The organism is Serratia sp. JKS296 (assembly GCF_900215445.1).
Classification (GTDB): domain Bacteria; phylum Pseudomonadota; class Gammaproteobacteria; order Enterobacterales; family Enterobacteriaceae; genus Serratia; species Serratia marcescens.
In genome coordinates this window covers 1,946,025-1,972,823 of sequence record NZ_OCMX01000001.1, presented here as the reverse complement: position 1 = coordinate 1,972,823, position 26,799 = coordinate 1,946,025, and the positions used below count along the sequence as shown (strand labels likewise).

Here is a 26,799-nt window from a genome sequence, read left to right as displayed (position 1 = left end):
TCAACGAATATTCAGCAGCGCGTCGAACAGCGAGCTGGCGGTCTGAATCACCTGCGCGTTGGCCATGTAGTACTGCTGGAAACGCAGCAGCTCGCCATACTCTTCGTCAAGGTTGACGCCGGACATCGACTGCTGTTGCGCGCCCAGTTGCGTGACGATCTTGGCCTGCGACGTGGCGATGGCCTTGGCGGCAGCGGTCTGGTTGCCGACGCCGCTGACGATGCCGGCGTAAGCGCCGCTCAGGGTCGCCTTGCCGTCCACCAGGTTTTTGGTCTGCAGATCCAGCAGCTTCTTGGCGTTTTCGTTATCGCCGCGCCCGCTGTCGTCTTTACCGGCGGCGGCGATCTTGGACGAATCGGTGATGGCCACTTTCAGGTTGCCCGCCACGTCGCTGACCGGCTTCACGGTAAAGCTGTCTTTGGCTTGCGCATTGCCGTCGATGCTCACTTCCAACCCGTCGAAGTTCAGCGTCGGTTTGCCGTCGGCGCTGGTGCCCGGCGTCGCGTTGACTTTCACGTTGTCCGGCAGGCGGCTGACCTGCCAGTTGCTGCCGTCGAACTCGACGCGATAATCGTTGGCTTTCACCTTGCCGGTATCGGTGTAAGCGACCGACAGCGACGCGTCGCCGGTGTTGCGGGTGTTATCCACCACCCGGCCGCCGCTGAAGCTGAAGAAGTCGCCGCCCGCATCGCCGTTCAGATCGAAGCCGGCGCGATGCTGTTGGTTAAAGCTGTCCGCCATCGCCAGCGCCAACTGGCCCAGTTGATTGCGCACGCCGTCCAGCGTTTCGCTGCGGAATTTCAGCACGCCGCTCAGCGTGCCGCTGGTGATCTGGCCTTCCGGCACTTCGCTGGCGCCGTTGCCGCGGTTATAGCCGATGGTCAGACGGGAAGGATCGCTGCTGGAAGGCACGGCTTCCACCTGATAGGTGTTGCTGCCCTGCACCAGCGTCAAGCCGTTGGCGAAGGAGACGGTATAGGCGTCGCCGTCCTGCTGCGTGACCTGTACGCCCACCAGCTGGTTCAATTCTGTGACCAGCTGATCGCGCTGATCCAGCAACGCATTCGGCTCGCCGGCGGCGCTGCCGCGCAAACGGGTGATCTCGTCGTTCAGCTTGGCGATCTGTTGGCCGTAGCTGTTGATCTGCTGCGCCGTATCGCTGATCTGCTGATTAACGCCGTTATCCATATCGCGCAGGAATTTATCGGTGTTGTTGAACTGGTTCACCAGGCCGTTAGCCTTGCCCAGCACCGTCTGGCGCGCGGCGTCGTCACCGGCGTTGCTCACCAGGTTCTGCAGGTTGGTGAAGAAGTCCTGCATGTTGGTCGACAGCGGGTTGGTCTTGCTCGCCAACAGGTTGTCGATCTGTGAAATCTTCTCGTAATAGGCGTTTTGCGCCCCGAACGCGCTTTGTGCGCCGCGCAGCTGGTTGGTGATGAACTGGTTGTATTCGCGGTTGACGCTGGTGACGGTCACGCCGTTGCCGATAAAGCCGCTCATGGTGGCCATGCCGCCATTCTGCGCCAGGATCGCGGTCTGACGGTTATAGCCCGCCACGTTGTAGTTGGAGATGTTGTTGCTGACGGTACTGAGCGCCACCTGAGCCGCATTCAGCCCGCTCATCGCGGTATTGATTAAGCTATTGGACATCGGAATTCCTTATGCTGCGGCGCCGGTGGCCCACAGGGTTCTTAATTGAGCTGCCGAGCCTGTTCGCTCAGCCTGTTTCGGTTATCGGCAAAAATGAGAAGAACTTGAGGAAAAAAAGCGGCAATGCGGTCAGCATCCAGCGAGCCTCCATTACCGCCTATCCCCTAAATAATTGGCGCCGCAGCAAGACGACAAGCAAGGGAGCCCCCGGGAGCTTGATTAAGCCAAGTGACCGGGGCGAGCTTGTGCAATCAACGCCGCTGCAGCGTCAAGAATGACGGGGGATTTAGAACAAATCGTTCAGATCGTGGGTATAGGCTTTCACCGCCTGCTCCCCCGCGTTCTTCATCTGCTGAATCACGCTGACCAGTTTGCTGGCGTACTGCGGGTCGGTGGCGTACCCGGCGCGTTGCAGCGCATGCGCCGCCTGCTCCGGGCTGCGCGCAGCGGCCACATCGGCGTAGCGCGGGTTGTTGGTCAACAGCTTGACGTAATCGGCGATCGCTTCCACATAGGAACCGTAGACGCGGAACTTCGCCTTCACCTTCTTCGCCGCACCCTGTTCGAACTCGGTGGTGGTGATCTCCGTCACCGGTCCGCTCCAGCTGCCGCCGGCCTTGATGCCGAACAGGTTGTAGCTCGGCGTGCCGTCTGATGTCGGGATTTCGCGCTGCCCCCAACCGGACTCCAGCGCCGCCTGCGCGACGATCAGCTGATGCGGAATGCCGCTCTGCTGGCTGGCGACCTTCGCCGGTATCGACAGGCGAGCGACGAAGTTGCCGTTGTTGAGCGACAGCGGCGCGGCGGCCGGCGGGGCCTTCGGCATCGCCCGGCGCACCATTTGCTCCAGCGCCTGGTTCGGCAGCGTTTGCAGCACCTCGTTGTCCAGCGCCATCGGCGACAGGCCCGCCGTTTCGCTCGGCACCGCGTTGGCGTTGCTCATCTGCTTGACCATCATGTCGGCCAGCCCCAGCCCTTTTTGCGACATCTGCTGGGCGATTTGCTGGTCGTACATCGAGGTATACAGCCGCGTTTGGTCGCTGCTCAACACCCCGTCCTGCGGCAAGGCGGAACGCATGCTTTTCAGCATCATCTGCACGAACATGCCTTCTACCTGCTGCGCCACCTGCTTGAGGTTGCCCTGCGGGTCGGCCGCCGCGTCGCGCTTCAGGCCGTTCAGCGCCTGGGCGTCATAGGCCGCGCCCGACATCGCCATCAGATCGCCGGCCATCAGATGATTTCCAGCTTGGCGCGCAGGCAGCCGGCGCTCTGCATCGCCTGCAAGATCGACATCAGATCGATCGGCGTGGCGCCCAGCGCGTTCAGTGCCCGGATCACGTTGTTCAGGTTGGCGCTGGCGTTCACTTTCTGCAGCGATCCGCCCTGCTGTTGCACCGAGATCTGGGTGTTAGGCGTCACCACCGTCTGGCCGCCGCCGAACGGCGTCGTCGGTTGGCTGACGGTGTTCTGCCGATCGACCACCACCGACAGGTTGCCCTGGGCGACGGCGCAAGAATCGAGGATCACATCGCGGTTCATCACCACCGAACCGGTGCGCGAGTTGATGATCACTTTAGCGTCCATCGCCCCGACGTTGACGGTGATGTTTTGAATCTCCGCCAGGAAGCGCACCTGAGAGCTATTGCCCTGCGGCACCAGCACCTGGATCGTGCGGGCGTCGAGCGGCGTCGCGGTGCCGCCGCCGCGTTGGCGGTTGATGGCATCGCTGATCTGCTGCGCCAGCGTGAAATCCTCGTCGTTCAGCTGAAGGTTGAGAACGCCGCCGCTGCCGAAGGTGGTCGGCAGCTCGCGCTCGATGGTGGCACCGTTGCTGATGCGCCCGCCCGCCAGCTGGTTGACCTGCACGCTGCTGCCGCCGGCCGCCGCGCCCGCGCCGCCGACCAGCACGTTGCCCTGCGCCAGGGCATAGACCTGATTATCCACGCCTTTGAGCGGCGTCATCAGCAAGGTGCCGCCGCGCAGGCTCTTGGCGTTGCCCATCGAAGAAACCACCACGTCGATGTTCTGCCCGGCGCGTGAGAACGGCGGCAGTTTGGCGGTCACCATCACCGCCGCCACGTTTTTCAGCTGCATGTTGGTGCCCGGCGGCACGGTGATGCCCAGCTGCGACAGCATGTTGCTCAAGCTTTGGGTGGTGAACGGCGTCTGCATGGTCTGGTCGCCGGAGCCGTCCAGCCCCACCACCAGGCCGTAGCCGATCAGGGCGTTGTCTCGCACGCCCTGCACCGTCACCAGATCGCGGATGCGCTCCGCCGCCGCCGGCAAGCACACCAGCCCGACGCACAGCGCGATAAACCATTTTTTCAGCATCAGTCAATCCTTAGAACGGTGAAACATTTAAGAAGAAGCGCTGCAGCCAGCCCATGGTCTGCGCTTCGTTGATATAGCCATTGCCGACGTATTCGATACGCGCGTCCGCCACCTGCGTCGAGGTCACCGAGTTGTTGCCGCTGATGGTGCGCGGGTTGACGACGCCGGAGAAGCGGATGAATTCGGTGCCCTGGTTGATGGCGATCTGCTTTTCCCCCACCACGTGCAGGTTGCCGTTGGCCAGCACCTGGTTGACCGTCACCGTGATGGTGCCGTTGAAGGTGTTGTTGGCGTTGGCGCCGCCCTTGCCGCCGAAGGTGCTGTCGCCGGAAATGTCCATATCGGCACGCGCATTGCCCAACAGGCCGTCGAGGTAACGCGGCGAGGTGGCGACGCCGAACTTGCTGGCGCCGTTGCGGCTGGCATTGGCGGAGGAGCTTTTGCTGGCGCTGACGTTTTCCTGCAGCACGATGGTCAGGGTGTCGCCGACGTTGCGCGGCCGGCGGTCTTCGAACAGCGGCTGATAGCCGTAGTTCATCGGCTGCACCGTCTGGAAGATCGAGCCGTTCGGCATCGGCGCGCTGGCCGGCGCGGGTTGCGCCGTGGTCGCGCCGTCCACCAGCGGTTTGTGCGGAATATAAGCGCAGCCGCTCAGCGTCAGCATCACCATTCCCGCCAGCCAGCGTTGTCCCTGCCGCGGCAGGATTGCCATCGAATATGTGGTTACCACGGGTATCGCCTTTGTTTCACGAAAGAGAATGACGGGCGCGGCATGCCGGGCCCGTCAAGGACAGATTACAGTTGCGTCAGCTTTTGCAGCATCTGATCGGAGGTCGATACCGCTTTGCTGTTGATCTCATAAGCGCGCTGAGTCTGGATCATGTTGACCAGCTCTTCCGCCACGTTGACGTTGGAGGTTTCCACGTAGCCCTGATACAGCAGACCGGCGCCGTTCAGCCCCGGCGTGCTCTCGTTCGGCGCGCCCGAGCTTTCGGTTTCCTGATACAGATTCTCGCCCACGCTCTCCAGACCGCTGTCGTTGACAAAGGTCGTCAGCGTCAGTTGGCCCACCTGCTGGGCGGTGGTTTGCCCTTGCTGGGTGACGCTGACGATGCCGTCGCGGCCGACGGTGATGGACAGCGCGTTCGCCGGAATGGTGATCGCCGGCTGCACCTGGAAACCGCTGGAGGTGACCAACTGGCCGTTCTGATCGATCTGGAACGACCCGTCGCGGGTGTAGGCCTGGGTGCCATCCGGCAGCATCACCTGGAAGAAACCCTGCCCCTTGATGGCGACGTCTTTGCTGTTGTTGGTCTGCGACAGGTTGCCCTGGCTGTGCAACCGCTCGGTCGCCACCGGACGCACGCCGGTGCCGATCTGCAGACCGGAAGGCAGCGTAGTCTGCTCGGAGGACTGCGCGCCCGGCTGACGCATGGTCTGGTACAGCAGATCTTCAAATACCGCACGCTGGCGCTTGAAGCCGTTGGTGCTGACGTTCGCCAGGTTGTTGGCGATCACGTCCATGTTGGTCTGCTGCGCGTCCAGACCGGTTTTGGCAATCCATAAGGATGGAATCATCGGTTATTTCCTTGCTGCTTAGCTCACTGAGAGCAGTGAGTTGGCACGCTGTTCGTTTTCATCCACGCTGTGGATGACCTTCATTTGCATTTCAAAACGGCGGGCGTTGGCGATCATGTCGACCATGGTCTCCATCGGCTTGACGTTGCTGCCTTCCAGCACCCCGGGCATCACCCGCACCTGCGGATCGTTTTGCAACTGATTGCCGCGCTGCTGTTGGGTTTCCGGCGTCAGGCGGAACAGTCCGTCGTCACCGCGCATCACTTCGCGCGCATCGGCCTTCACCAGCTTCAGGCGGCCGATCTGCGCGATGGTGTTCGGCGGATCGCCGGCGTTCAGCGCCGAAATGGTGCCGTCGGCCGCGATGGTGATCTCCGCCGACGGCGGCACCTCGATTGGGCCGCCGTCGCCCATCACCGGCATCCCCTGCACCGTCAACTGCCCGGTGGAGGAAATCTGAATGTTGCCGTTGCGGGTATAGGCCTCACCGCCGCCCGGCAGGCTCACCGCCAGGAAACCGTCCTGCTGCAGCGCCACGTCCAGCGGGCGCGCCGTGTAGTTCAGCGCCCCCTGGCTCATGTCGGCGCCCGGCGTCGACGCGGTTACCAATGTGCGTGTCGCCAGGCTCGGCCCGTCGACCGGCACCGCGCGCAATGCGGCGAGCTGGGCGCGAAAGCCCGGCGTCGACGCATTGGCCAGGTTGTTGGCGGTAATGGACTGCTGTTCCAGCGTTTGGCGCGCCGCGCCCATCGCGGTATAAATCGCGTGATCCATAACTCGGCCCTATCAGCGCAGGCTAACCAGCGTCTGCAGGATGGAGTCCTGCGTCTTGATGGTCTGGGCGTTGGACTGGTAGTTACGCTGTGCGACGATCATGTTCACCAGCTCCTGGCTCAGATCGACGTTGGAAGACTCCAGCGCGCCGCTGGTCAGCTTACCGAAGCCGCCGCCGCCCGACAGACCGACGCGCGGCTGACCGGACGCGCCGGTTTCCTGCCACACGTTATCGCCCTGCGACGCCAGCCCTTCCGGGTTGGAGAAGTTGGCCATGACGATCTGGCCCAGCACTTGAGTCTGCTGGTTGGAATAGATACCCACCACTGTGCCGTCGTTGTTGATCTGGAAGTTGGTGTATTCACCGGCGGCATAGCCGTCCTGCGCCACTTTGCTCACCGAGTCGCTGCCCACGTTCTGCTGCATGCTGCCGGCGAAGCTCAGGGTGAAGTTTTGCGCCGGCGCGCCGTCTTTGGCGGCCATCGGGATCACCATGCTGAACTCGCCCGGCGCGCCGTTGGTGCTGGTGGTTTTGACCAGGTTGCCGCTGGTGCTGAACTCCATGGTGCCGGCATCCACCGGAGCCGCGCTGCCGTCCTGGGTGTAGACCTGCCACTTGTTGTCTTCGGTCTTCACGAAGTAGGCGTTGATGTTGTGCGCGTTGCCCAGCGAGTCGTAGGCGGTGATGGTGTTGACGTAGTTGTAGCTGTCCTGTTTGGTCGGATCGAAGGTCTTGTTCTCCGGCACTTTATGGGTGGACTTCAGGTTGGCCACCATCTCGCCGGAGGTGGACGCCTTGGCGTTCATCATGCCTTCAGGAATGCTCAGCGGCACCGGGTTGGCGCCCTGCTGGATGGTCGGCGGAGAGCCGGCCGCCGGGTAGCCGGTCAGCTGCAGGCCCTGCATGTTGGTCAGGTTGCGGTTCTCGTCCAGCTTGAACTGGCCGTTGCGGGTATAGAAGATGCCGCCATCTTTATCCTGCATGCGGAAAAAGCCGTTGCCGTTGATGGCCACATCCAGCGCGCGGCTGGTGCCGGTGGTGGTGCCGCCCTTGAAGTTCTGGGTGATGCCGGACACTTTGACGCCCAGCCCGACCTGCGAACCGGCGAACATGTCGGCGAAGGAGACGCTGCCGGATTTGAAGCCCGCAGTCGCGGAGTTGGCGATGTTGTTACCGATCACGTCCAGGTTGGTTGCTGCCGCGTTCAAGCCGCTGACTGCCTGAGAAAAGGCCATGTTATTCTCCGAATAGTGGTCAGGCTATCGTCCGATTGAGCCTGATGCTTGGGGTTATAAGATCTGTCGCACGTCTTCCAGGGTGGCGTTGCCCGCCAGGCCGAGATCCAGCTTGGCGCCGTTGCCGTCGCGGATCACGCCGTTCACCAGCCCGAAGTGCAGGCTGCGCGCCACCAGTTGCTCGCCGTTGCCTTTGGCGTTAATCGCCACTTTGTAGGCGCCGTCGGGCGCGGTGGAGCCGTCATCCAGCGAGCCGTCCCAGGTGAAGGCGTGCACGCCGGCGGTCAGGCCGCCGATTTCAATGGTGCGCACCACCTGCCCGCTGGCGTTGGTGATGGTGGCTGTCACCTGATCGGCGGCGCGCTCCAGTTCCACGCCGAACGGCGTGGTGCTGACCTTGCCATCCTTGCTGCCGACCAGAATGTTGTTGCCTGGCACCATCACGCCATGACCGATCAGCGCGGTGGCTTGCAGCGACTGGTTGCTGTTGATCTGGCCGGAGATCGACCCCAGCGTGGTGTTAAGCTTTTCGATACCCTGAACGGTGTTGATCTGCGCCAGCTGCGACGTCAGCTCGTTGTTCTGCATCGGATTGGTCGGATCCTGGTTTTTCAACTGCGCCACCAGCAGCGTCAGGAAGCTGTTGTGCAGATCCTGGCTGTTGGTATTTTTGCTGTTGTTACCGATGACGGTGTTATCCAACGACTCGTTGGTGGTTGCGGCAATAGCCATGGGAAGCTCCGGTTACTGACCCAGCGTCAGGGTCTTCATCATCATCGACTTGGTGGTGTTGAGCACCTCGACGTTGGCCTGGTAGCTGCGGGAAGCGGAGATGGTGTTGACCATTTCCCCTACCACGTCGACATTCGGCATGCGCACATACCCCTTGGCGTCCGCCAGCGGGTTGCCCGGCTGATACACCAGACGCTCGGGCGCCGGATCGTCCACCACCTGGGCGACGCGCACGCCGCCGGTCGGTTGCCCCGGCGCCGCCGCGACCTGGAACACCACCTGCTTGGCGCGGTAAGGTTCGCCGTCCGGGCCGGTCACGCTGTCGGCATTGGCCATGTTGCTGGCGCTGACGTTCATGCGCTGGGATTGCGCCGATAACGCCGAGCCGGAGATATCAAAAATATTCAGTAAAGACATGTGCCTTATCCTTGTTGCAGCACGGACATCATCCCTTTGATCTGCCCATTGAGCAGCGTCAGGTCGGTCTGATATTTCAGGCTGTTATCGGCAAAGTTGGTGCGTTCGCGATCCATGTCCACCGTGTTGCCGTCCATCGACGGCTGGTCCGGCACTCGGAACAGCAGATCGAGCTGTGGCGGCTGCAGGGTCTGCGCCGGGATGTGGCGCGCCGCCGTCAGGTTGAGCGCCATGCCGTTGCCGCTGACGCGCCCCTGCTCCAGCACCTTGTTCAATTGGCTGGCGAAATCGATATCCCGCGCCTGATAACCCGGCGTGTCTGCGTTGGCGATGTTGGCGGCCAGAATTTCCTGCCGCTGGGCGCGCAAGTTCAGCGCCTCTTGGCCAAAGCGCAGAGCCGCGTCCAGTTTGTCGAGCATGCTCCCTCCGCGAGGTTAGAATTTGGAGTCGACAGCATAAACGCCCCCTGCGCCACCCTATCGCGGGAATAAACGCAAAATGGGGCGCTATTTATCTGCTTAGCCTGCGCGCGCTGCGGGTACACTTACGCGTATCCCGATGAAGCTTGAGAAGATGACGATGAAAGGTAAAATGCTGCTGCTTATCGGCCTGCTGTGCAGTCTGAACGCGCGCGCCGACGATCTGGCGACGCAAATCGAAAGCTTCATCCAGGGCAAGTTCAGCGGTGAACCGGTACAGGTAAAAGTGCGGGTGCGCACGCCGCCGAACCAATGGCCCGCTTGCGAACTGCCGCAGCTGTCGCTGCCACCCAACGCGCGGATCGGCGGCAACGTCAGCATTTCGGCGCGCTGTGGGCAGGAGCGGCGTTTTATCCAGACGCAGGTGCAGGTGTTCGGCCGCTATCTCGTTTCGGCGCGCGGCATCAGCGCCGGCAGCCGCTTGACGGCGGCGGATCTGGCGTTGAAAGCAGGCCGGCTCGATACCCTGCCGCCGCGCGCGCTGACCGAAGCGGGCAAAGCGTTGGGCGCCGTCAGCCTGCGCAACATCAGCCCCGGTCAGCCGCTGACCCTCGCCATGCTGCGCCGCGCCTGGATTATCAAGGCAGGGCAACCGGTGCAGGTCAACGCACAGGGCGAAGGATTCAGCATCAGCGGTGCGGGCAAGGCGATGAACAACGCCGCCGCCGAAGACAGCGTGCGGGTGCGCATGGCCTCCGGGCAGATCGTCAGCGGCGTGGTCGGGGACGACGGCGCGATCCGCATTACGTTATAAAAAAGTAAAGGTTCCGCAAACCTTGCCGATAAGACAAATCAAGCAGCATTTTATTGGCCACCAGGGCCGCAAAACTTTCATTGCAGCGTCGTCGCCCGCGAGCGGTCACGGCGTAAACGGAGATGGACCATGAGTATCGATCGCACCCAGCGGTTACAGCCGGTTTCCACTGTGCAACCGCGAGAAACCCCGGCCGACAACCCGCTCCAATCGCGCAAGGCCGCCGTGGCGGAAACCGCCGTCAGCGGCACGCAGGTCAAACTGAGCGAGGCGCAGGCGCGCCTGATGCAGCCGGGCACCCAGGATATCGATATGGGTCGGGTCGAGGCCATCAAGCAGGCGATCCGCAACGGCGAACTGAAGATGGACGCCGGCAAAATCGCCGATGCGCTGCTGCAAGACGCGCAGAGCGATGTTCAATGGATCGCCGGACGCGACTGACAGCGCGCGGCGAGTAGCGGTAAAGGATAAGTCATTACTATGGAAAACCTGGCACAACTGCTGGACAAACTGTTGGAAACGCTGCAGGCGCTCAACGGCGTGCTGGAGGAAGAGCACGACTTGCTGTGTTCCGGCCAGTTGCCGGGCGTGGCCTTGCAGCGCGTCACCGATGCCAAAAGCCAACTGCTGGCGACGGTCGCTTACCTCGAGCAACAGCGCCTGGGGCAGGAAAAAACCTGCGGGCAACGCGCCCCCTATGCCAGCCAAGCGCCCCTGGCCGATCGTTGGCAGCGCGTTCAGTTGCTGAGCCAAACGCTGCGCGAAAAGAACCAGCACAACGGTCTGCTGCTCAATCAGCAGATCGACCATAACGCGCAGGCGCTGGCCATCCTCAGCAAAAACAACAAATCGCTGTATGGCCCAGATGGCCAGTCGCACGCCGGCAGCCTGCTCGGCAGAAAAATCGGCGTCTGACCTGACTCATTTCGCCCGGTGAGCCTATCACCGGGCATGCGTTAACCGGCTTCTGCGCATCCCGTCGCATTTTCTCCCTATCACTCTTTGAGTTCACTTAAGACTTTGCGCCAGGCTGCGCATGGCGTGAATTTGGCTGTTTCTTTCCCTTTAGCCGCTTGTCACCCTGTGGTTATTTTTAAACCACTTGAAATATACCCTTAACGGGTATAGATTCGCAGGGAGAGCGAATGGTCGACATTTATCTCACCAAAACCTTTCAGGGTTTTGCCGCACGCGAGCGCATCAGTGATGCCACGATAGTGAAAGCGGCGCGAGAGATGCAACATCAGCTGTACGACGCCAATCTTGGCGGTTGCGTATACAAAAAGCGCATCGCTCGGGCTGGTGCGGGCAAACGTGGCGGCTATCGGGTACTGATCGTTTTTCGCGATGAAGAACGCCTGTTTTTTATGCGCGGCTTTGCCAAAAGTGAGAGAGAAAACATCAGTACGGATGAGTTACAGGGATTGAAACATCTGGCTGCGCTATATCTGGATTATTCGCCATTCAGACTCTACCAGCTGGTCAACAACAGGGAGTTACGGAGGCTAAGCGATGAGTAAAATTCTTGCCGAGATCCACCAGGAAGTTCAGGGCCTGCACCGCGCCGGTTTCGTCGACGACGTGACCATGCGCACCTTCGACATGCTGTGCCTGCGGCCGGTGAAGCAGTTCGGGCCGGCCGAGATCCGCGCGCTGCGCGAACGGGAAAACGTCAGTCAGCCGGTGTTTGCGCTGTATCTCAACGTCAGCAAAAAGGCGGTGCAGAAATGGGAGCGCGGCGAAGCGCAACCGAACTCCGCCGCGATGAAACTGCTGACGCTGGTGGAACGCAACGGCCTGCAAATTCTGGCCTGATGTTACTGATAATTGACGATCACCTGATTGCCAATCACCCGCAGCGGCGGGTTCAACCCGCCTTGCGACTGCACGTAATAGATAAAGCGCAATTCCGCATTGGCCGGCTCGCCCTGCAGACCGTCACTGCTGCCGCTGCCGCCGCCCAGTGGAATGCAGCGGTTCACCGTGCAGAGCTGCGCCTGCAGCCCCACGGGCTCCGGCCCCAGCAAACGGTAGCGCCAGCTGACGCGGGTGATGCGCGCATGGGCATCCGGCAGCGCGTTCGGCGGCCGCAAAGCGGCGGATTCATCACGCATGCCGCCCTGTTCCAGCGTCACGCCCGCCCCTTCGGCCACCCAGGAGCCGGACACCGCATAGGCGGCGAGCGGCGCCAGCAAACAAAATACGAACAGACAGCGTCTCATCAGGCGGCTCCAATGGTCGAGGTCATGCGAATCTGGCGATCGTCGTTAATCTCCAGGTTGGACAGCACCACGAGCTGCGGCAGGCTGCGACGCAGGAAGCGCGCCAGTAAAGGACGCAACGCATGGTTAACCAACAGCACCGGCGGCGCGCTGAGCATCTCTTGCCGCTGCAGCGCCTGGCGCGCCTGATCCAGCAAGCGATCGGCCAGCCCCGGCTCCAGGCCACCGCCGCCCTGCAACGCCTGCAACAACAAGCGCTCCAACTGGGTATCCAGCCCGATAACCTGAATTTCGCCGTTGCCCGGGAACCACTGCTGCGTGATCGCCCGGCCCAGCGCCACCCGCACCACGGTCGTCAGCTCATAAGGATCGCTCTGCGCCGGGGCATGTTCCGCCAGCGTTTCGACGATGGTGCGCATATCGCGGATAGAGACGCGCTCTGCGAGCAGGTTTTGCAGCACCTTGTGCAGCGTCGTCAGCGACACCACGCCCGGCACGAAGTCTTCGGTCAGTTTAGGCATCTCCTGCGACACGCGATCCAGCAACTGCTGGGTCTCCTGGCGGCCGAACAGCTCGCTGGCGAACTGGCCGATCAGGTGATTGAGGTGTGTCGCCACCACGGTGCTGGCCTCCACCACAGTAAAGCCCTGGATCTGCGCCTGCTCGCGCAAGGCGCTGTCGATCCACACAGCCTCGAGCCCAAAGGCCGGATCGACGGTTTTGTCTCCCGCCAGCTCCCCAACGGCATTGCCGGGGTTGATCGCCAGCCACCGGCCCGGCTGCGCTTCACCGCTGCCGATCTCGACGCCTTTCATCAGGATGCGATAGCTGGCTGGCGGCAGTTCCAGGTTGTCGCGAATGTGCACCACCGGCGGCAGATAACCCATGTCCTGGGCGAATTTCTTGCGGATCCCGCGGATACGCCCCAGCAGCTCGCCGTTCTGTTGAAAGTCGACCATCGGAATCAACCGGTAGCCCACTTCCATCCCCAGCGGATCTTCCAACTGCACGTCGGCCCAGCTGGCCTCGGCGGCCTGCGGATTCTCAGGCATCACCGGATCCTCCACCGTTTTCGGCGCCTGTTGCTCACGGCCGCGCAGCCACCAGGCCAGGCCCAGCAGAGCCGCGGTAAACAGCAGGAACACCAGATTCGGCATGCCCGGCACCAGGCCCAGCAGCCCCAGCACCCCAGCGCTCAGCAGCATCACGCGCGGATTATTGAACAGTTGGCCCACCATCTGCTCGCCGACATCCTGATCGGTCGCGACGCGGGTGACGATAACGCCGGCGGCGGTGGAGATCACCAACGCCGGGATCTGCGCCACCAGGCCGTCACCGATGGTCAGCAGCGTATAGCTTTCCGCCGCCGCTCCCAGTTCCATGCCGTGTTGCACGACGCCGACCAACAGGCCGCCAACCACGTTCAGCACCATGATCATCAGGCCGGCGATGGCGTCGCCGCGCACGAATTTACTGGCGCCGTCCATCGAGCCGTAAAAGTCGGCCTCCTGGGTCACTTCGGCGCGGCGTTTCTTCGCTTCGTCTTCACCGATCAGGCCGGCGTTCAGATCGGCGTCGATCGCCATCTGTTTACCCGGCATGCCGTCCAGGACGAAACGCGCGCCCACTTCGGCGATACGCCCCGCCCCCTTGGTGATCACCATGAAGTTGATTAACACCAGGATGATGAACACCACGATGCCGATGGCGAAGTTGCCGCCCACCAGGAAGTGGCCGAAGGCTTCCACCACGCGGCCGGCGGCGGCGGAACCGGTATGCCCCTCCAGCAAGATGATGCGCGTCGACGCGACGTTGAGCGACAAACGCAGCAACGTGGAGAACAGCAGGATGGTCGGGAAAGCGGCGAATTCGAGCGTGCGCTGGGTGAACATCGCCACCAGCAGCACCATGATCGACAGCGCAATGTTGAAGGTAAACAGCAGGTCGAGGATAAACGCCGGCAACGGCAACACCATCATCGACAGAATCAGCAGGATCAGCACCGGGCCGGCCAGCACCTGCCACTGCGTATCTTTAAAATTGCCCGGCAAACGAAGCAGGGAGGCCAAATTAGCCATCAGAGTCACTCTCTCTTGCAAAATCCAGTGCTTCCGGCACCGGTAAACGTTCAGGTTTTTTCGGGATCAGGCCGCCCTCGCGCCGCCAGCGGCGCAGCTGGTATACCCAGGCCAACACTTCGGCGACCGCGGCATACAGGGTGGCCGGAATATGCTGGCCGATCTCGCTGTGCCGATACAGCGCACGCGCCAGCGGCGGCGCTTCCAGCATAGGAATGCGGTGCTCCGCACCGAGCTCACGAATGCGCAAGGCGATTTCGCCGGCCCCCTTGGCCAGCACCTTCGGCGCACTCATTTTCTTGTCGTTGTACTGCAACGCGACGGCGTAGTGCGTAGGGTTGGTGACGATCACGTCCGCCTTAGGCACGTCGGCCATCATGCGGCGCCGGGCGATCGCCCGCTGCTGCTGGCGAATGCGTCCCTTGACGTGCGGGTCCCCTTCCTGATCCTTGAATTCGTCGCGGATATCCTGCTTGGTCATCTTCAGCTTTTTGAAGTGGCTCCACAGCTGATAGAACACGTCGAACGCCACCATCGGCGTCAGCCCAAGCACCACCAGAAAACCGCAGAACAGGATCATCTGCAGCGCATTGCCCAACGCATCGAGCGGCTGCTGGGTCATCAGATGCAGCATCGCCGCCCAGTTGTGCCACAGATAGAGGCCGGTCACCCAGCCGACCAACGTCGCTTTCAGGATCCCTTTCAGCAGCTCGGCCAACACCTGGCTGGAAAAGATGCGCTTCAACCCGGACAGCGGGTTCAGCCGCTTCACGTCGAATTTAATCGACTTGCCGCTGAACAGAATTCCCCCCAACAGCATTGGCGCGGCGAGCGCCACCAGCACCAATCCCGCCATGATCGGCAGCAGCGCCAGCACCGCCTGTCGCAACAGCATGCCGAGCTGGCGAAGCATCTGCTTGTCGTTACTGACCATGCCGTGGTCAAAGTTCAGCCCTTGCGTGAGCATCGCCGCCAGCTGTTGCGCCATGTTGCTGCCGGACATCAGGATAATCGCCAGGCCCGAGAGCAGCATCAGTACCGAGGTCAGCTCGCGGGAGCGCGGGATCTGGCCGTCTTCACGCGCCTTCTCCAGCCTGTGGGGCGTGGGGGCCTCGCTTTTTTCCAGATCGCTGTCTTCAGCCACGAAACGCCGTTCCTGTATCGGGAGGGTAAAGAATGGCGGTCAGCATGCCAAAAAATTGGCGATGTCATTGGCGGAACAACGGGGAAAAAGGCGGGTTATTTAGGGGATGAGACGAAAACTGCGTGGCTTGTTGTCGGGGCGCGCCGTCGCGCGCCCCGAAAGGCCTCAGAAACCGAGGCTGTCGAGCAGATCGTCGACCTGCGCCTGGTTGGCGATCACGCCGACGCCGTTCTGGTCGAGCTGCGGGCCGTTCAGCAGGCTGTCGTTCGGCCGTTTTTCCTTCACCGGCTGCTCCGGCATGTTTTCCATCAGCACCATCAGCAGCTGCTTTTCGATCTCCTGCACCACGTCCATCATGCGCTTGATCACCTGACCGGTCAGATCCTGGAAGTCCTGCGCCATCATGATTTCCAGCAGCTGGGCGTTGGTGAAGGCCGTATGGCCCGGCACCTGATCCAGATACTGACGCGTGTCGTTGACCAGAGAACGCGCGTCGTCCAGTTCGATGGGATTGGCGAACCACTCGTCCCAGCGCCCTTTCAACGCGTTGGCGCCGGATTCCAGCTCCGCCTGGCGCGGTTGCGCCGCCTCCACGCAGTTCAACGCCCGTTCCGCCGCCTGCGCCGTCATGGTTACGACATAGTCAAGACGGTCGCGCGCATCCGGGATCGCCTCTGCCGCCTGGGCGATCGCCTGATCGAGCCCCAGTTCGCGCATGCTGTCGCGCAGCATTCGGGTCAGTTGGCCGATGCGGGAGATGATCTCTCCCGCGGTCGCTGCATCGCTGGCAGGCATTGGAATGTCTCTCATCGCCCTCTCCTTACATGCCCAATTTTTCAAAAATCTTGTTGAGCTTTTCTTCCAGCGTCGCCGCCGTAAATGGTTTCACTACATAACCGCTGGCGCCGGCCTGCGCCGCCGCGATGATATTTTCTTTCTTGGCTTCCGCCGTCACCATCAGTACCGGCATCGCGGCCAGCGCGCTGTCGGCGCGGATGGTTTGCAACAGCTCAAGTCCGTCCATGTTCGGCATGTTCCAATCGGACACCACGAAGTCGAAACCGCCGGCGCGCAGCTTGTTCAGCGCATCCGCGCCGTCTTCAGCCTCTTCGACGTTGTTGAAGCCCAACTCTTTGAGCAGATTTCTGACGATGCGGCGCATGGTGGAGAAGTCGTCCACAACCAGAAATCTGAGGTTTTTGTCTGCCATTATTACTCCTGAAATAGTTAACCGTTTAATGATGCAACACCGCAGGCCACCGCGCGGAGAACCTGGGTCATATCGCCGCCGGGTAGACCCTGCGGACTAAAATCAAATGCGCAATGCCTGGCCGCCGGCGATCTGCGCCAGCATGCGCTGGCTCATTCTGTCCAGCTCGACCACTTCGCTGACGCCGCCGCTGGCGATCGCCTCGCGCGGCATGCCGAACACCACGCAGCTCGCCTCGTTCTGCGCCAGGGTATAGGCCCCGGCGCGGTGCATCTCCAGCATCCCCGCCGCCCCGTCGTTGCCCATGCCGGTGAGGATCACCCCCACCGCATTGCGGCCGGCGTATTGCGCCACCGAGCGGAACAGCACGTCGACCGACGGACGATGGCGGTTAACCGCCGGGCCGTCATGCAGCTTCACCTGATAGTTGGCGCCGCTGCGCGCCAGCTCCAGGTGGCGATCCCCCGGGGCGATGTAAGCGTGGCCCGGCAGCACGCGCTCGCCGTCCTCCGCTTCTTTCACCGTGATCTGGCACAGCTTGTTCAGCCGCTCGGCGAACGAACGGGTGAATCCCGGCGGCATGTGTTGAGTGATCAACAGCGCCGGGCTGGTGGCCGGCAGCGGCTGCAGCACTTGGCGAATCGCTTCGGTGCCGCCGGTGGAAGCGCCGATGGCGATCAGTTTTTCACTGCTCAGCAGCGGCGCATGGCTGAGGATCGCCGGCGCCGGGCTGCTGGAGCGCTGCGGCAGGCGCGCTCTGGCAGCGGTGCGGATCTTCTCGGCAATCAGCTCGCTGTAGGCCAACATGCCCTCGCGAATGCCGAGCTGCGGTTTGGTGACGAAGTCCACCGCGCCCAGCTCCAGCGCGCGCAGCGTGATTTCCGAGCCTTTGCCGGTCAGCGAAGAGACCATCACCACCGGCATCGGCCGCAGGCGCATCAGCTTCTCGAGGAAATCCAGCCCATCCATGCGCGGCATCTCGACGTCCAGCGTCAGCACCTGAGGATTAAATTTTTTGATCAGATCGCGCGCCACCAGCGGATCCGGCGCGGTCGCCACCATTTCCATGTCGGCATGGCCGTTCACGATTTCCGTCATCAGCTGGCGCATCAGTGCCGAATCGTCTACGCATAACACTCTGATTTTACTCATTACCTCTCCTTGGTCAGCCCATACACGGTCTGCCCACGCAAGTAGAAATCCCGGCTGATCTGGCTGAAATTCTCGGAGTGGCCGGCGAACATCAGCCCCCCCGGCTTAAGCAAGGGAACGAAGCGGCGCAGGATGCGCTCCTGCGTCGCCTTATCGAAATAGATCATGACGTTGCGGCAAAAAATGGCGTCGAATTGCCCCGGCAGCGCCCACTCCGGCGCCAGCAGATTCAGCGGCTGAAAGTTCACTCGCGCCGCCAACTCCGGCCGCACGCGCACCAAACCCTGATGCGGCCCGGTGCCGCGCAGAAAATAGCGCTGCATTTGGGTCGGCGTCAGGGTGCGCAGATCTTCCTGGCGGTAAACGCCCGCCTCCGCTTTTTCCAGCACCTGCGTATCGATGTCGCTGGCCCAGACCTGGCAACTGCCGGCCCGCTGACCCAATGCATCGCTCAGCGTGATGGCGATCGAATACGGCTCTTCGCCGGTCGAGGCCGCAGTGCTCCAGACGCTGTAGCCGTTCGGCCGCGAGCGCGCATGTTCCGCCAGGATCGGGAAGTGATGCGCCTCGCGGAAAAATGCCGTCAGGTTGGTGGTCAGCGCGTTGATGAACGCCTGCCATTCCGCGCTGTTCGGATCGCTTTCCAGCAGCGCCAGGTAGTCGCCGAAATCGTGCAATCCCAACAGCCGCAGCCGGCGCACCAGGCGGTTGTAAACCATCTCGCGCTTATGCTCCGCCAGCACGATGCCGGCGCGTTGATAAATCAACTGGCTGATACGGCGAAAATGCACGTCCGACAGCGGCAGACGCTGCACCATTTGCGTCAACATCGACGCTGTATCCCGGTTAGAAGTTGACGGCGCCTGTTTCATGCCGCCTCACCGGAGAAAAACGTGCTGCTTATGCGGTTTAACAATCTTGGGCTTCCTTTACCACGGGTGAAACTGCGTTGCTGCTGTTACCTGACGCGACGACGTTATCGTCCGCCAGACGGAATACCGCGACCGCGTCGGCCAGGGTAATGGCCTGCTCTTCCAGCGCGGTGGCGGCAGAAGCGGATTCTTCCACCAGCGCGGCGTTCTGCTGGGTGACCTGATCCATCTGGGTCACCGCCTGCGTCACCTGCTCGATGCCGCGGCTCTGTTCATCCGATGCCGAGGCGATCTCGCCCATGATGTCGGTTACGCGCGTCACCGAACGCACGATGTCCTGCATGGTGGCGCCGGAATTTTCCACCAGCACCGAGCCGTGTTTGACGCGGCTGACCGATTCGTCGATCAGCACCTTGATCTCTTTCGCCGCCTGCGCGCTGCGGCTCGCCAGGTTGCGCACCTCGCCGGCGACCACGGCGAAACCCCGCCCCTGTTCGCCGGCACGCGCCGCTTCCACCGCCGCATTGAGCGCCAGAATGTTGGTCTGGAAGGCGATGCCGTCGATCACGCTGGTGATGGCGCCGATTTTCTGCGAACTGTTGGCGATATCGTGCATGGTGGTGACCACGTCCCCGGCCAGTTCGCCGCCCTTGCCCGCGGTGGCCGAAGCGTCGCGCGCCAGCTGAGAGGCCTGCCGCGCATTGTCGGCGTTCTGCTTCACCGTCGCGGTTAGCTGTTCCATGCTGGCGGCGGTTTCTTCCAGCGAAGCGGCCTGCTGCTCGGTACGGGAAGAGAGATCGTTATTGCCTTCGGCGATCTCCTGCAGGCCGATCAGAATCGACTCCGCACCGTCGCGCACCGCGCCGACGGTACCGATCAGCGACTGCTGCGTGCGTTGCAGGCTGGCGAACAACATGCTGATTTCATTGCGGCCATACACTTGAATCGGCGTCGCCAAATCGCCGGCGGCGATGCGTTCAAAGTGGCTGCGGATTTGGTTCAGCGGCTGTACCAACATGGTGCGCAACCACCACATGGCGCTGCCGGTCACCACGATCAGCATCAAGACCGCCCCCGCCAGCATCAGGCCCGCCAGCGTGAAGGAGAATTGGTTGGCGTCTCGAGCCTCGCTGATGTCGCCATTGACCAACTGCAAATACTGCACGAAGTCAGCCTCAAACAGGTCCTGGGTTTTCTGCGTCGGCTGATCCATAAACGCCTGCAGCTCGCCCTTTTCCAGGAAACCGATCAGTTCACGCAGCGCGCCGCGCAGCCGCTCGTAGCTGGCCTTGGTGGTGGCCGTCTGCTGGTTCTGCTGTTCACTGCTGCGTTCAACCGCCATGAACTGATTGAAATAGAGGTCGGCCTTCTGCAGCGAACTGCGGGCGCTGCTCATCAATTCGTTCACCTGCTCCTGCGGCAGTTTCAACGCCGCGCGGGTGCCGGCGCGGTTCAGCGTATTGCGGGCCTGCAACAGCGACACCCAGCTCAGGCTGAGCGAATCGCGCTGCTGGCTGCCGAGGGTGATGATGTCGAGGTTGTGGTTATCGGAGCGAAACGCGGAATACGACAGGCCGCTGCTGGCCAATTGCAGAACGCAGAAGGTCATCAACAACAGGAACAAGCTGGTAGAGATACGGATTCGGTTAAACACTGTGAACCTCCTTGCAGCCGGCCGGCGACCGGCCTACGTAGGGAAAAGGGCCTCTGCGAGAGAGGCCCGATACCGGTCAGAACGTTTCCCAGTTATCCTGCAGATCGCTGGCGTTCATTTTCTTATGATTGATTACCGGTGTTACCGGCGCCTTGCTGGTGACAGGCGCCTTAAACTCTTCCTGGCCTTCCGACCTCAAGCGGAATACCGCTACCGACTGGGTCAGCATGCTGGCCTGTTCTTCCAGCGCCGCCGCCGCCGAGGCGGATTCTTCCACCAACGAGGCGTTCTGCTGGGTGACGCGGTCCATTTCCGCTACCGCCTGGCCAACCTGATCGATGCCGCGGCTCTGCTCGTCCGAAGCCGAGGCGATTTCGCCCATGATGTCGGTCACGCGGGTGACGGCGTTGACGATGTCGCCCATGGTTTCCCCGGCGCTTTCCACCAGCACGGAGCCCATATCGACGCGGCTGACCGAGTCTTCGATCAGGCCTTTGATCTCTTTCGCCGCCTGTGCGCTGCGCTGCGCCAGGTTGCGCACTTCACCGGCCACCACCGCGAAGCCGCGGCCCTGTTCGCCGGCGCGCGCCGCTTCCACTGCGGCGTTCAACGCCAGGATGTTGGTCTGGAAGGCGATGCCGTCGATCACGCCGGTAATATCGGCGATCTTCTGCGAACTGCCGGCGATGTCGTGCATGGTCTGCACCACGTTGGCCACCACCTTGCCGCCTTTCTGCGCGGTTTCGGAGGCGCTCAGCGCCAGCTGTGAAGCCTGACGGGCGTTTTCGGCGTTCTGTTTCACCGTCGCGGTCAGCTGTTCCATGCTGGCGGCGGTCTCTTCCAGCGACGCGGCCTGCTGCTCGGTGCGGGAGGAGAGATCGTTGTTGCCCGCGGCGATTTCTGACGCGCCGCTGTAGATGGCGTCCGCGCCCTGACGCACGCCGCTGACGGTTTCGATCAGTTCGCTTTGCATGTGTTTCAGGCTGGCCGCCAGCACGCCCATTTCGTTGCGGCTGTTGACGACGATCTGCTGAGTCAGGTCGCCGGCGGCGATCTGTTTGATGTGGTCGATCATGCGGTTCAGCGGGCGCACCAGGATGTGATGGATACCGGTCCAGACCAGTACGATCACCGCCAGCACCACCACCAGCACCACGATCAGCGTCCAAATGGCCGAGTTGTAGGAGCTGTTGCTGCCGTCGACCGCGATTTGGTACAGCTTGCCGTTTTGCTCCAGATAAACGTTGTAGCTCTGCTCAAAGTTGTCCTGGTAACTCTGCGTAGGCTGATCGAAGAAAGCGTTGATTTTGCCTTCGCCCAGCAGTTGGATCAGCTCGGAGAGCGCGCCGTACAGCACATCGTACTGCTGCTTGAGGCGTTCCGCCGACTGAGGATCCTGGCGCGGGTCCTGAGGAATTTTCTCGTACGCGGCGTAGTGTCTTTCCGCTTCACCCAGCTCTTCCTTCGCTTTGGCCAGCAGTTCATCAATGGTGGCGCCGCTGCCGATCTTGTTGGTATCCATCATGTAGCGAATACCGGCGCGGTTCAGGGAGTTACGCGCCTGCAGCAGGTCAACGCGGCTTTCACTCAGCTGCAGCTGCTGCTGGCGGATCGTTTGCAGGACGGTAAAGTTTTCCTTATCGCTTTTCAGCGAGGAGAAAAACAGTCCGCCCGAAATCAACTGCAAGGCGCCAAACAGCACCAACACCAGCAACAGGCTGGTGACCACCTTCATACGATTTAACATGATTTCCCTTGTTGAAGCCCGCGCAGACAGGCTCTGATGACGTTGAATGTGAGAGTTATCGGCGCCGTGCGGCAAAACTTTATGCGGGAAAGTAACTATTTTTAGTGGGGGTTCCGGGCGCGGCTGAGGCCATCGCGACAGATCAAGGGAAAGTGAAGGTTAAAGGGGGCGGCGCCCCGCCCCTTGAGTCTGAAATCAGACGCTTTTCGCCACGCTGTCGACCAGCGACATCTCTTCGCTGCTCAGCAGCTTTTCGATATCCACCAGGATCAGCATGCGCTCGCCCAGCGAACCGAGGCCGGTGAGATATTCGGTCGCCAGCGTCACCGCGAACTCCGGCGCCGGACGGATCTGATCGGCGGTGAGCGACAGCACGTCGGAGACGCCGTCAACCACGATGCCCACCACGCGCTGGCCAAAGTTCAACACGATCACCACGGTGTTCTCATCGTAGGAAACACTCTGCTGCGAAAACTTCACCCGCAGATCGATGATGGGAACAATCACGCCGCGCAGGTTGGTGACGCCCTTGATGAACGCCGGGGTGTTGGCGATGCGGGTCACCTGATCGTAGCCGCGAATTTCCTGCACCTTGAGGATATCGATGCCATACTCCTCGTTGCCCAGGGTAAAAATCAGAAACTCTTGCCCTACCGTTTCGCCAGCCAATTTGCTGACGGCTGCCAATCCTGCCATATCATTCACCTTTTAAATCAATAAACTCATTATTATGCGGCGGCGTCCGTCAGACGCTTTTCACGGTTCAAGGTTTGCAACGCCGAGACATCGACGATCAAGGCCACGCTGCCGTCGCCCAGAATGGTCGCGGCGGAGATGCCCGGCACTTTGCGGTAGTTGCTTTCCAGGTTCTTCACCACCACCTGATGCTGGCCAATCAGTTGATCTACCAGCAACGCATAGCGGCGGCCGGCGCTTTGCAGGATCACCACGATGCCCTGCGTGGCGTCGGTTTTGGCGCCGTCCACTTCGAATACCCGATACAGCTCCACCAGCGGCAGGTATTCGCCGCGCACCTGCAGCACGCGTTCACCCCCGGCCAACGGATGCAGATCTTCCGCCTGCGGCTGCAGCGATTCCATCACCGCGTTCAGCGGCAGGATAAAGACTTCGTCGTTCACCTTGACCGACATGCCGTCGAGGATCGCCAGCGTCAGCGGCAACAGGATGCGGATGGTGGTGCCTTTACCGGCCTGCGAACGGATCTCGACGTGGCCCCCCATCTCCTGAATATTCCTTTTCACCACGTCCATGCCGACGCCGCGGCCGGAAACGTCGGTCACCTGTTCGGCGGTAGAGAAGCCCGGCGCAAAGATCAGCATGCCGACCTCTTCGTCGCTCATGCTGTCGCTGACCGCCAGCCCTTGCGAAGCCGCCTTGGCGAGAATTTTTTCGCGGTTCAGGCCGGCGCCGTCGTCGATGACTTCAATACAAATGTTGCCGCCCTGGTGTTCGGCCGACAGCACCAGATTGCCCACCGCCGACTTGCCGGCGGCGATGCGGGTGGCCGGCTCTTCGATGCCGTGATCGAGGCTGTTGCGCACCAGGTGGGTCAACGGATCGATAATGCGTTCGATCAGGCTCTTGTCCAGTTCGGTGGAACTGCCTTGCAGCGTCAACTCCACCTGCTTGTTCAGCTTGCCGGCCAGATCGCGCACCAGGCGTGGATAGCGGCTGAAGACGTATTCCATCGGCATCATGCGGATCGACATCACCGACTCCTGCAGATCGCGCGCGTTACGCTCCAGCTGGCTCATGCTGTTCAGCAGATCGCCGTGGTTCACCGGATCGAGCGTGCCGGAGCGTTGCGCCAGCATCGACTGGGTGATCACCAGCTCGCCCACCAGGTTGATCAGCTGATCCACCTTTTCCACCGCCACGCGAATGCTGGTGGACTCGCTCGCCTTGGCGCGCGCTTTTGGCGCTTCGGTCGGTTTGGCGGCAGGCGGCGCGGCGTTCGCGACCGCCGCAGGCGCAGGCTCCGGCACGGCGACCGCTTCCGGTAAGCTCGCTTCTGCGATGGCCGGTTCGCTCTGGGGCGGCGTCGAGAAGCTGATTTGTTCCGGTTCCAGCACGAAGCACAACACGGCGCTGATGTCGTCTTCGCTGGCGGAGGTGAGCAACGTCACGTCCAGACTGTGTTCCGTCTGATGCGGATCTTTAACCTCGCCGAGGTTGCCCAGCTCTTCCAACATCAAGGGGATTTCACTGGCTTTCAGCCCGTTCAGGCTGATGCGCATGCCGCCCTCGATCGCCGCCGGCGCGGCCGATGGCTTAACGACAGGCTGCTGAACGGCCGGTTGAGCCGCAGGCGCCTCCTGCTGCTGTTGCGCTTCCAACGCCAGCTGGCGCAGCGCCTGACAAATGTATTCAAAGCTTTCAGCGTCAGGCTGTTGCGAGGTTTTATAGGCGTCCAGTTGCTCCTGCATAATGTCTTTGGTTTCCAGAAACAGGTTGATAATCTCGGTGCTCAGGCTCATTTCCTGGCGTCTTGCACCGTCCAGCAGGTTCTCCAGCAGGTGGGTGGTTTCCTGCAGCACCGAAAAACCAAAGGTCGCCGCGCCGCCCTTGATCGAATGCGCCGCGCGGAAGATGGCGTTCAACGGCTCGATATCGGGGGCCAGCGGATCCAGCTCCAGCAGGTGTTGCTCCATGTCGGCCAGCAACTCGTCTGCCTCATCAAAGAAGGTCTGATAAAAATCGCTAATGTCCATGCTCACGGGGTCACCTCTGGCTGTGAGTCGCGGTTAGTCGGTGCGGGTGCGGAAGCCGGTTGTTCCGGCGCCTGATCGGCCGGTGCTATCGCCGGGGATGCCTGCGGTGGAGCGCTTGGCGTTGGCACCGCCGGTTCCGGGGCTGTCGCCGAGGGTTCCGGCGTTTGGCTGGCCGGTGCGGTCGCCGACGGCGCCAGCTGCTTCAGACTGTCCGGTTGGGCGATATCCAGCGCGTTGCTTTCGGCATTTTCGTGCTCGATGCCCTCTTGCGTTTGCTTGTTCAGCACCAACACGGTGATGCGTCGGTTAATCGCGTCATCGGCGCCATGCTGTTTCAGGCTCATGGTGGCCGCCATGCCCACCACCCGCAGCACCTTGCCTTCCGCCAGGCCGCCGGCGATCAGCTCGCGTCGGGAGGCGTTGGCGCGATCGGCCGACAGTTCCCAGTTGCTGTAGCCGCGCTCGCCGGTAGCGTAAGGGATATCATCGGTGTGACCGGACAGGCTGATCTTGTTCGGCAAGTCGTTGAGGATCGGCGCTATCGCCCGCAGAATATCGCGCATATAGCTCTCGACCTGCGCGCTGCCGGTTTTGAACATCGGCCGGTTTTGGCTATCGATAATCTGAATGCGCAACCCCTCGTCCATCATGTTGATCAGCAGATGCGGGCGCAGCGCCTTCAGGCGCGGATCGGACTCAATCAACTCATCCAGCTTTTCGCGCAGCTTGTTCAGGCGCAGCTCTTCGGCGCGCGCGTCCGGCGAATCGACCTGTTTTCTCACCAGGCCGTGCTGCTGCGTGGGATCGTCGCCGCCGCCCGGGATTGGGCTGCTCTCGGAGCTGCTCTTGTCGCCGCTGGTCAGGGCGACCTTGAGCGGCGTACGGAAATATTCGGCGATTTGCGTCAGCTCCTGCGGGCTGGCGATCGCCAGCAGCCACATCACCAGGAAGAACGCCATCATCGCCGTCATAAAGTCGGCATAAGCGATCTTCCAGGAGCCGCCGTGATGAGCAGCATGATGCGATTTGCGCTTTCTGACCAGAACGACCGGATGATTCTGTTTCATGCTTCTTCTTCTTCCGTCGCCTGCTGCACCGGCGCTTTCACGCGGCGCACGTGTTCTTCCAGCTCAACGAAAGAAGGACGTTCGGTGGTATACAGCGTTTTGCGGCCAAACTCGACTGCGATCTGCGGCGCGTAACCGTTCAGACTCGACAACAGCGTGACCTTGATGCATTGCATCATCTTGACGTTTTCGGCGCTCTTCTGGCGCAGCAACGTCGCCAGCGGCGAGATGAAGCCGTAGGCCAACAAAATGCCGAGGAAAGTACCGACCATGGCGTTAGCGATCAGCGCGCCCAGTTCAGCGGCCGGACGGTCAGCCGAAGCCAGGGCGTGCACCACCCCCATCACCGCCGCGACGATGCCGAACGCCGGCAAGGAGTCGCCCACCATCGCCAGACTGCCGGCGGGCACTTCGCTTTCCTGCTCGTAGGTTTCGATCTCTTCGTCCATCAGCGCTTCGATCTCGAACGCATTCATATTGCCGCTCACCATCAGCCGTAAATAGTCGGTAATGAACTCCACCAGGGTGTTATCGGCAAGGATGCGCGGATAATTAGAGAAAATTTCACTTTCTTGCGGATTATCGATATCGAACTCGAGCGACAGCATGCCCTGCTGACGCGATTTGGCCAGCAGACGGAACAGCAACGCCATCAGATCCATATACAGATCTTTGTTGTATTTGGAACGGCGCATCAGGCGCGGCAGGGCGCGCAGCGTGGCTTTGATCGCTTTGCCGTTGTTGCCGACGATGAAAGCGCCGACCCCCGCCCCGCCGATAATCAGAAACTCCGCCGGCTGATAGAGCGCACCGAGATGACCGCCCACGATCAGGTAGCCGCCAAACACCGCACCCAATACCACGAGATAACCCAAAATAACTAGCACACGCATTCCTTAAATTAACAATGTGGATGGAAGGTGGGGCAAACGCGCCCTGGCGCGACAGACCAGGCTGCATGTCTGGGGGC

The 26,799-nt window shown here is 61.6% G+C and carries 28 protein-coding genes; 5 read left to right on the top strand and 23 right to left on the bottom strand.

The genetic code is table 11. From position 1 onward, the window contains the following. The 10 genes from flgK to flgB all read right to left on the bottom strand — a co-directional run bounded on the left by flgK (position 1) and on the right by flgB (position 9,137). Positions 1-1,650 carry a flagellar hook-associated protein FlgK gene (gene flgK / locus CRO23_RS09340; RefSeq protein ID WP_016927301.1) on the bottom strand — a complete coding sequence of 550 codons (1,650 nt, stop codon included), beginning with the start codon at positions 1,648-1,650 and terminating at the stop codon, positions 1-3. Between the two features lie 286 nt (positions 1,651-1,936). Further along, positions 1,937-2,881, bottom strand: a complete 945-nt coding sequence (gene flgJ, locus CRO23_RS09330) for a flagellar assembly peptidoglycan hydrolase FlgJ (protein WP_049299127.1) — start codon at positions 2,879-2,881, stop codon at positions 1,937-1,939. Further along, positions 2,881-3,981: a flagellar basal body P-ring protein FlgI gene (locus CRO23_RS09325; protein ID WP_004934816.1), complete on the bottom strand. Its 1,101-nt coding sequence runs from the start codon at positions 3,979-3,981 to the stop codon at positions 2,881-2,883. Before CRO23_RS09325 ends, flgJ begins: the two co-directional genes overlap by 1 nt. A 10-nt stretch (positions 3,982-3,991) precedes the next feature. Further along, positions 3,992-4,693 carry a flagellar basal body L-ring protein FlgH gene (gene flgH / locus CRO23_RS09320; protein ID WP_004934817.1) on the bottom strand — a complete coding sequence of 234 codons (702 nt, stop codon included), beginning with the start codon at positions 4,691-4,693 and terminating at the stop codon, positions 3,992-3,994. Positions 4,694-4,776: 83 nt separating this feature from the next. Continuing rightward, entirely contained in the window at positions 4,777-5,559 is a 783-nt protein-coding gene (gene flgG / locus CRO23_RS09315; protein ID WP_049299126.1) for a flagellar basal-body rod protein FlgG, read from the bottom strand. Positions 5,560-5,577: 18 nt separating this feature from the next. Next, the gene (locus CRO23_RS09310) at positions 5,578-6,333 is read right to left on the bottom strand and encodes a flagellar basal body rod protein FlgF (protein ID WP_016927299.1); all 756 of its coding nucleotides are present in this window, start codon (positions 6,331-6,333) and stop codon (positions 5,578-5,580) included. A 12-nt stretch (positions 6,334-6,345) separates the two neighbouring features. Beyond that, positions 6,346-7,569: a flagellar hook protein FlgE gene (gene flgE, locus CRO23_RS09305; protein WP_016927298.1), complete on the bottom strand. Its 1,224-nt coding sequence runs from the start codon at positions 7,567-7,569 to the stop codon at positions 6,346-6,348. Positions 7,570-7,623: 54 nt separating this feature from the next. Further along, positions 7,624-8,301, bottom strand: a complete 678-nt coding sequence (gene flgD / locus CRO23_RS09300) for a flagellar hook assembly protein FlgD (RefSeq protein WP_016927297.1) — start codon at positions 8,299-8,301, stop codon at positions 7,624-7,626. Between the two features lie 12 nt (positions 8,302-8,313). After that, complete coding sequence (gene flgC, locus CRO23_RS09295; RefSeq protein ID WP_004934826.1) at positions 8,314-8,718, bottom strand: flagellar basal body rod protein FlgC; 405 nt, start codon at positions 8,716-8,718, stop codon at positions 8,314-8,316. A gap of 5 nt (positions 8,719-8,723) precedes the next feature. Continuing rightward, the gene (gene flgB / locus CRO23_RS09290; protein WP_015378256.1) at positions 8,724-9,137 is read right to left on the bottom strand and encodes a flagellar basal body rod protein FlgB; all 414 of its coding nucleotides are present in this window, start codon (positions 9,135-9,137) and stop codon (positions 8,724-8,726) included. A 160-nt stretch (positions 9,138-9,297) separates the two neighbouring features. On the opposite strand from flgB, the gene flgA reads away from it, so the two are divergent. The 5 genes from flgA (at position 9,298) to CRO23_RS09265 (ending at position 11,766) form a co-directional block, all read left to right on the top strand. Continuing rightward, the gene (flgA, locus tag CRO23_RS09285) at positions 9,298-9,951 is read left to right on the top strand and encodes a flagellar basal body P-ring formation chaperone FlgA (RefSeq protein WP_048795391.1); all 654 of its coding nucleotides are present in this window, start codon (positions 9,298-9,300) and stop codon (positions 9,949-9,951) included. Positions 9,952-10,080: 129 nt separating this feature from the next. Then, complete coding sequence (gene flgM / locus CRO23_RS09280; RefSeq protein ID WP_016927295.1) at positions 10,081-10,392, top strand: flagellar biosynthesis anti-sigma factor FlgM; 312 nt, start codon at positions 10,081-10,083, stop codon at positions 10,390-10,392. A 39-nt stretch (positions 10,393-10,431) separates the two neighbouring features. Next, on the top strand, positions 10,432-10,866 hold the full coding sequence (locus CRO23_RS09275) for a flagella synthesis protein FlgN (protein WP_016927294.1): 435 nt from the start codon (positions 10,432-10,434) through the stop codon (positions 10,864-10,866). A gap of 230 nt (positions 10,867-11,096) precedes the next feature. Continuing rightward, the gene (locus tag CRO23_RS09270) at positions 11,097-11,471 is read left to right on the top strand and encodes a type II toxin-antitoxin system RelE/ParE family toxin (RefSeq protein WP_033640023.1); all 375 of its coding nucleotides are present in this window, start codon (positions 11,097-11,099) and stop codon (positions 11,469-11,471) included. Further along, positions 11,464-11,766 carry a helix-turn-helix domain-containing protein gene (locus CRO23_RS09265; protein WP_015378258.1) on the top strand — a complete coding sequence of 101 codons (303 nt, stop codon included), beginning with the start codon at positions 11,464-11,466 and terminating at the stop codon, positions 11,764-11,766. Before CRO23_RS09270 ends, CRO23_RS09265 begins: the two co-directional genes overlap by 8 nt. A 2-nt stretch (positions 11,767-11,768) precedes the next feature. Here the strand turns inward: CRO23_RS09265 and CRO23_RS09260 are convergent, their stop codons facing one another. The 13 genes from CRO23_RS09260 to motA form a co-directional block, all read right to left on the bottom strand. Beyond that, positions 11,769-12,173, bottom strand: a complete 405-nt coding sequence (locus CRO23_RS09260; protein WP_097101828.1) for a flagellar protein FlhE — start codon at positions 12,171-12,173, stop codon at positions 11,769-11,771. Then, positions 12,173-14,251 (bottom strand): flagellar biosynthesis protein FlhA, encoded by a 2,079-nt coding sequence (gene flhA, locus CRO23_RS09255; RefSeq protein WP_016927291.1) that lies wholly within the window; start codon positions 14,249-14,251, stop codon positions 12,173-12,175. Before flhA ends, CRO23_RS09260 begins: the two co-directional genes overlap by 1 nt. Continuing rightward, the gene (gene flhB / locus CRO23_RS09250; RefSeq protein ID WP_016927290.1) at positions 14,244-15,395 is read right to left on the bottom strand and encodes a flagellar biosynthesis protein FlhB; all 1,152 of its coding nucleotides are present in this window, start codon (positions 15,393-15,395) and stop codon (positions 14,244-14,246) included. Before flhB ends, flhA begins: the two co-directional genes overlap by 8 nt. A 165-nt stretch (positions 15,396-15,560) precedes the next feature. Then, a complete protein-coding gene (cheZ, locus tag CRO23_RS09245; RefSeq protein WP_004934858.1) occupies positions 15,561-16,205 on the bottom strand; it encodes a protein phosphatase CheZ in 645 nt (214 codons plus the stop codon). Between the two features lie 10 nt (positions 16,206-16,215). After that, positions 16,216-16,605, bottom strand: a complete 390-nt coding sequence (gene cheY, locus CRO23_RS09240) for a chemotaxis response regulator CheY (protein ID WP_004934862.1) — start codon at positions 16,603-16,605, stop codon at positions 16,216-16,218. Positions 16,606-16,707: 102 nt separating this feature from the next. Continuing rightward, on the bottom strand, positions 16,708-17,757 hold the full coding sequence (locus CRO23_RS09235) for a protein-glutamate methylesterase/protein-glutamine glutaminase (protein ID WP_016927288.1): 1,050 nt from the start codon (positions 17,755-17,757) through the stop codon (positions 16,708-16,710). Beyond that, on the bottom strand, positions 17,757-18,629 hold the full coding sequence (gene cheR / locus CRO23_RS09230; protein WP_025159837.1) for a protein-glutamate O-methyltransferase CheR: 873 nt from the start codon (positions 18,627-18,629) through the stop codon (positions 17,757-17,759). The genes CRO23_RS09235 and cheR overlap by 1 nt, the downstream gene beginning before the upstream one ends. A 37-nt stretch (positions 18,630-18,666) precedes the next feature. Next, positions 18,667-20,283 (bottom strand): methyl-accepting chemotaxis protein, encoded by a 1,617-nt coding sequence (locus CRO23_RS09225; protein ID WP_097101826.1) that lies wholly within the window; start codon positions 20,281-20,283, stop codon positions 18,667-18,669. A 76-nt stretch (positions 20,284-20,359) separates the two neighbouring features. Further along, complete coding sequence (locus CRO23_RS09220; protein ID WP_004934873.1) at positions 20,360-22,030, bottom strand: methyl-accepting chemotaxis protein; 1,671 nt, start codon at positions 22,028-22,030, stop codon at positions 20,360-20,362. A 195-nt stretch (positions 22,031-22,225) separates the two neighbouring features. Then, complete coding sequence (gene cheW / locus CRO23_RS09215) at positions 22,226-22,726, bottom strand: chemotaxis protein CheW (protein WP_004934876.1); 501 nt, start codon at positions 22,724-22,726, stop codon at positions 22,226-22,228. 32 nt (positions 22,727-22,758) lie between these two features. After that, positions 22,759-24,768 (bottom strand): chemotaxis protein CheA, encoded by a 2,010-nt coding sequence (gene cheA, locus CRO23_RS09210; RefSeq protein WP_097101824.1) that lies wholly within the window; start codon positions 24,766-24,768, stop codon positions 22,759-22,761. Next, positions 24,765-25,829 carry a flagellar motor protein MotB gene (motB, locus tag CRO23_RS09205; RefSeq protein ID WP_097101822.1) on the bottom strand — a complete coding sequence of 355 codons (1,065 nt, stop codon included), beginning with the start codon at positions 25,827-25,829 and terminating at the stop codon, positions 24,765-24,767. The genes cheA and motB overlap by 4 nt, the downstream gene beginning before the upstream one ends. Continuing rightward, positions 25,826-26,716, bottom strand: a complete 891-nt coding sequence (motA, locus tag CRO23_RS09200; RefSeq protein ID WP_047730452.1) for a flagellar motor stator protein MotA — start codon at positions 26,714-26,716, stop codon at positions 25,826-25,828. Before motA ends, motB begins: the two co-directional genes overlap by 4 nt. Between the last annotated feature and the right edge of the window lie 83 nt (positions 26,717-26,799).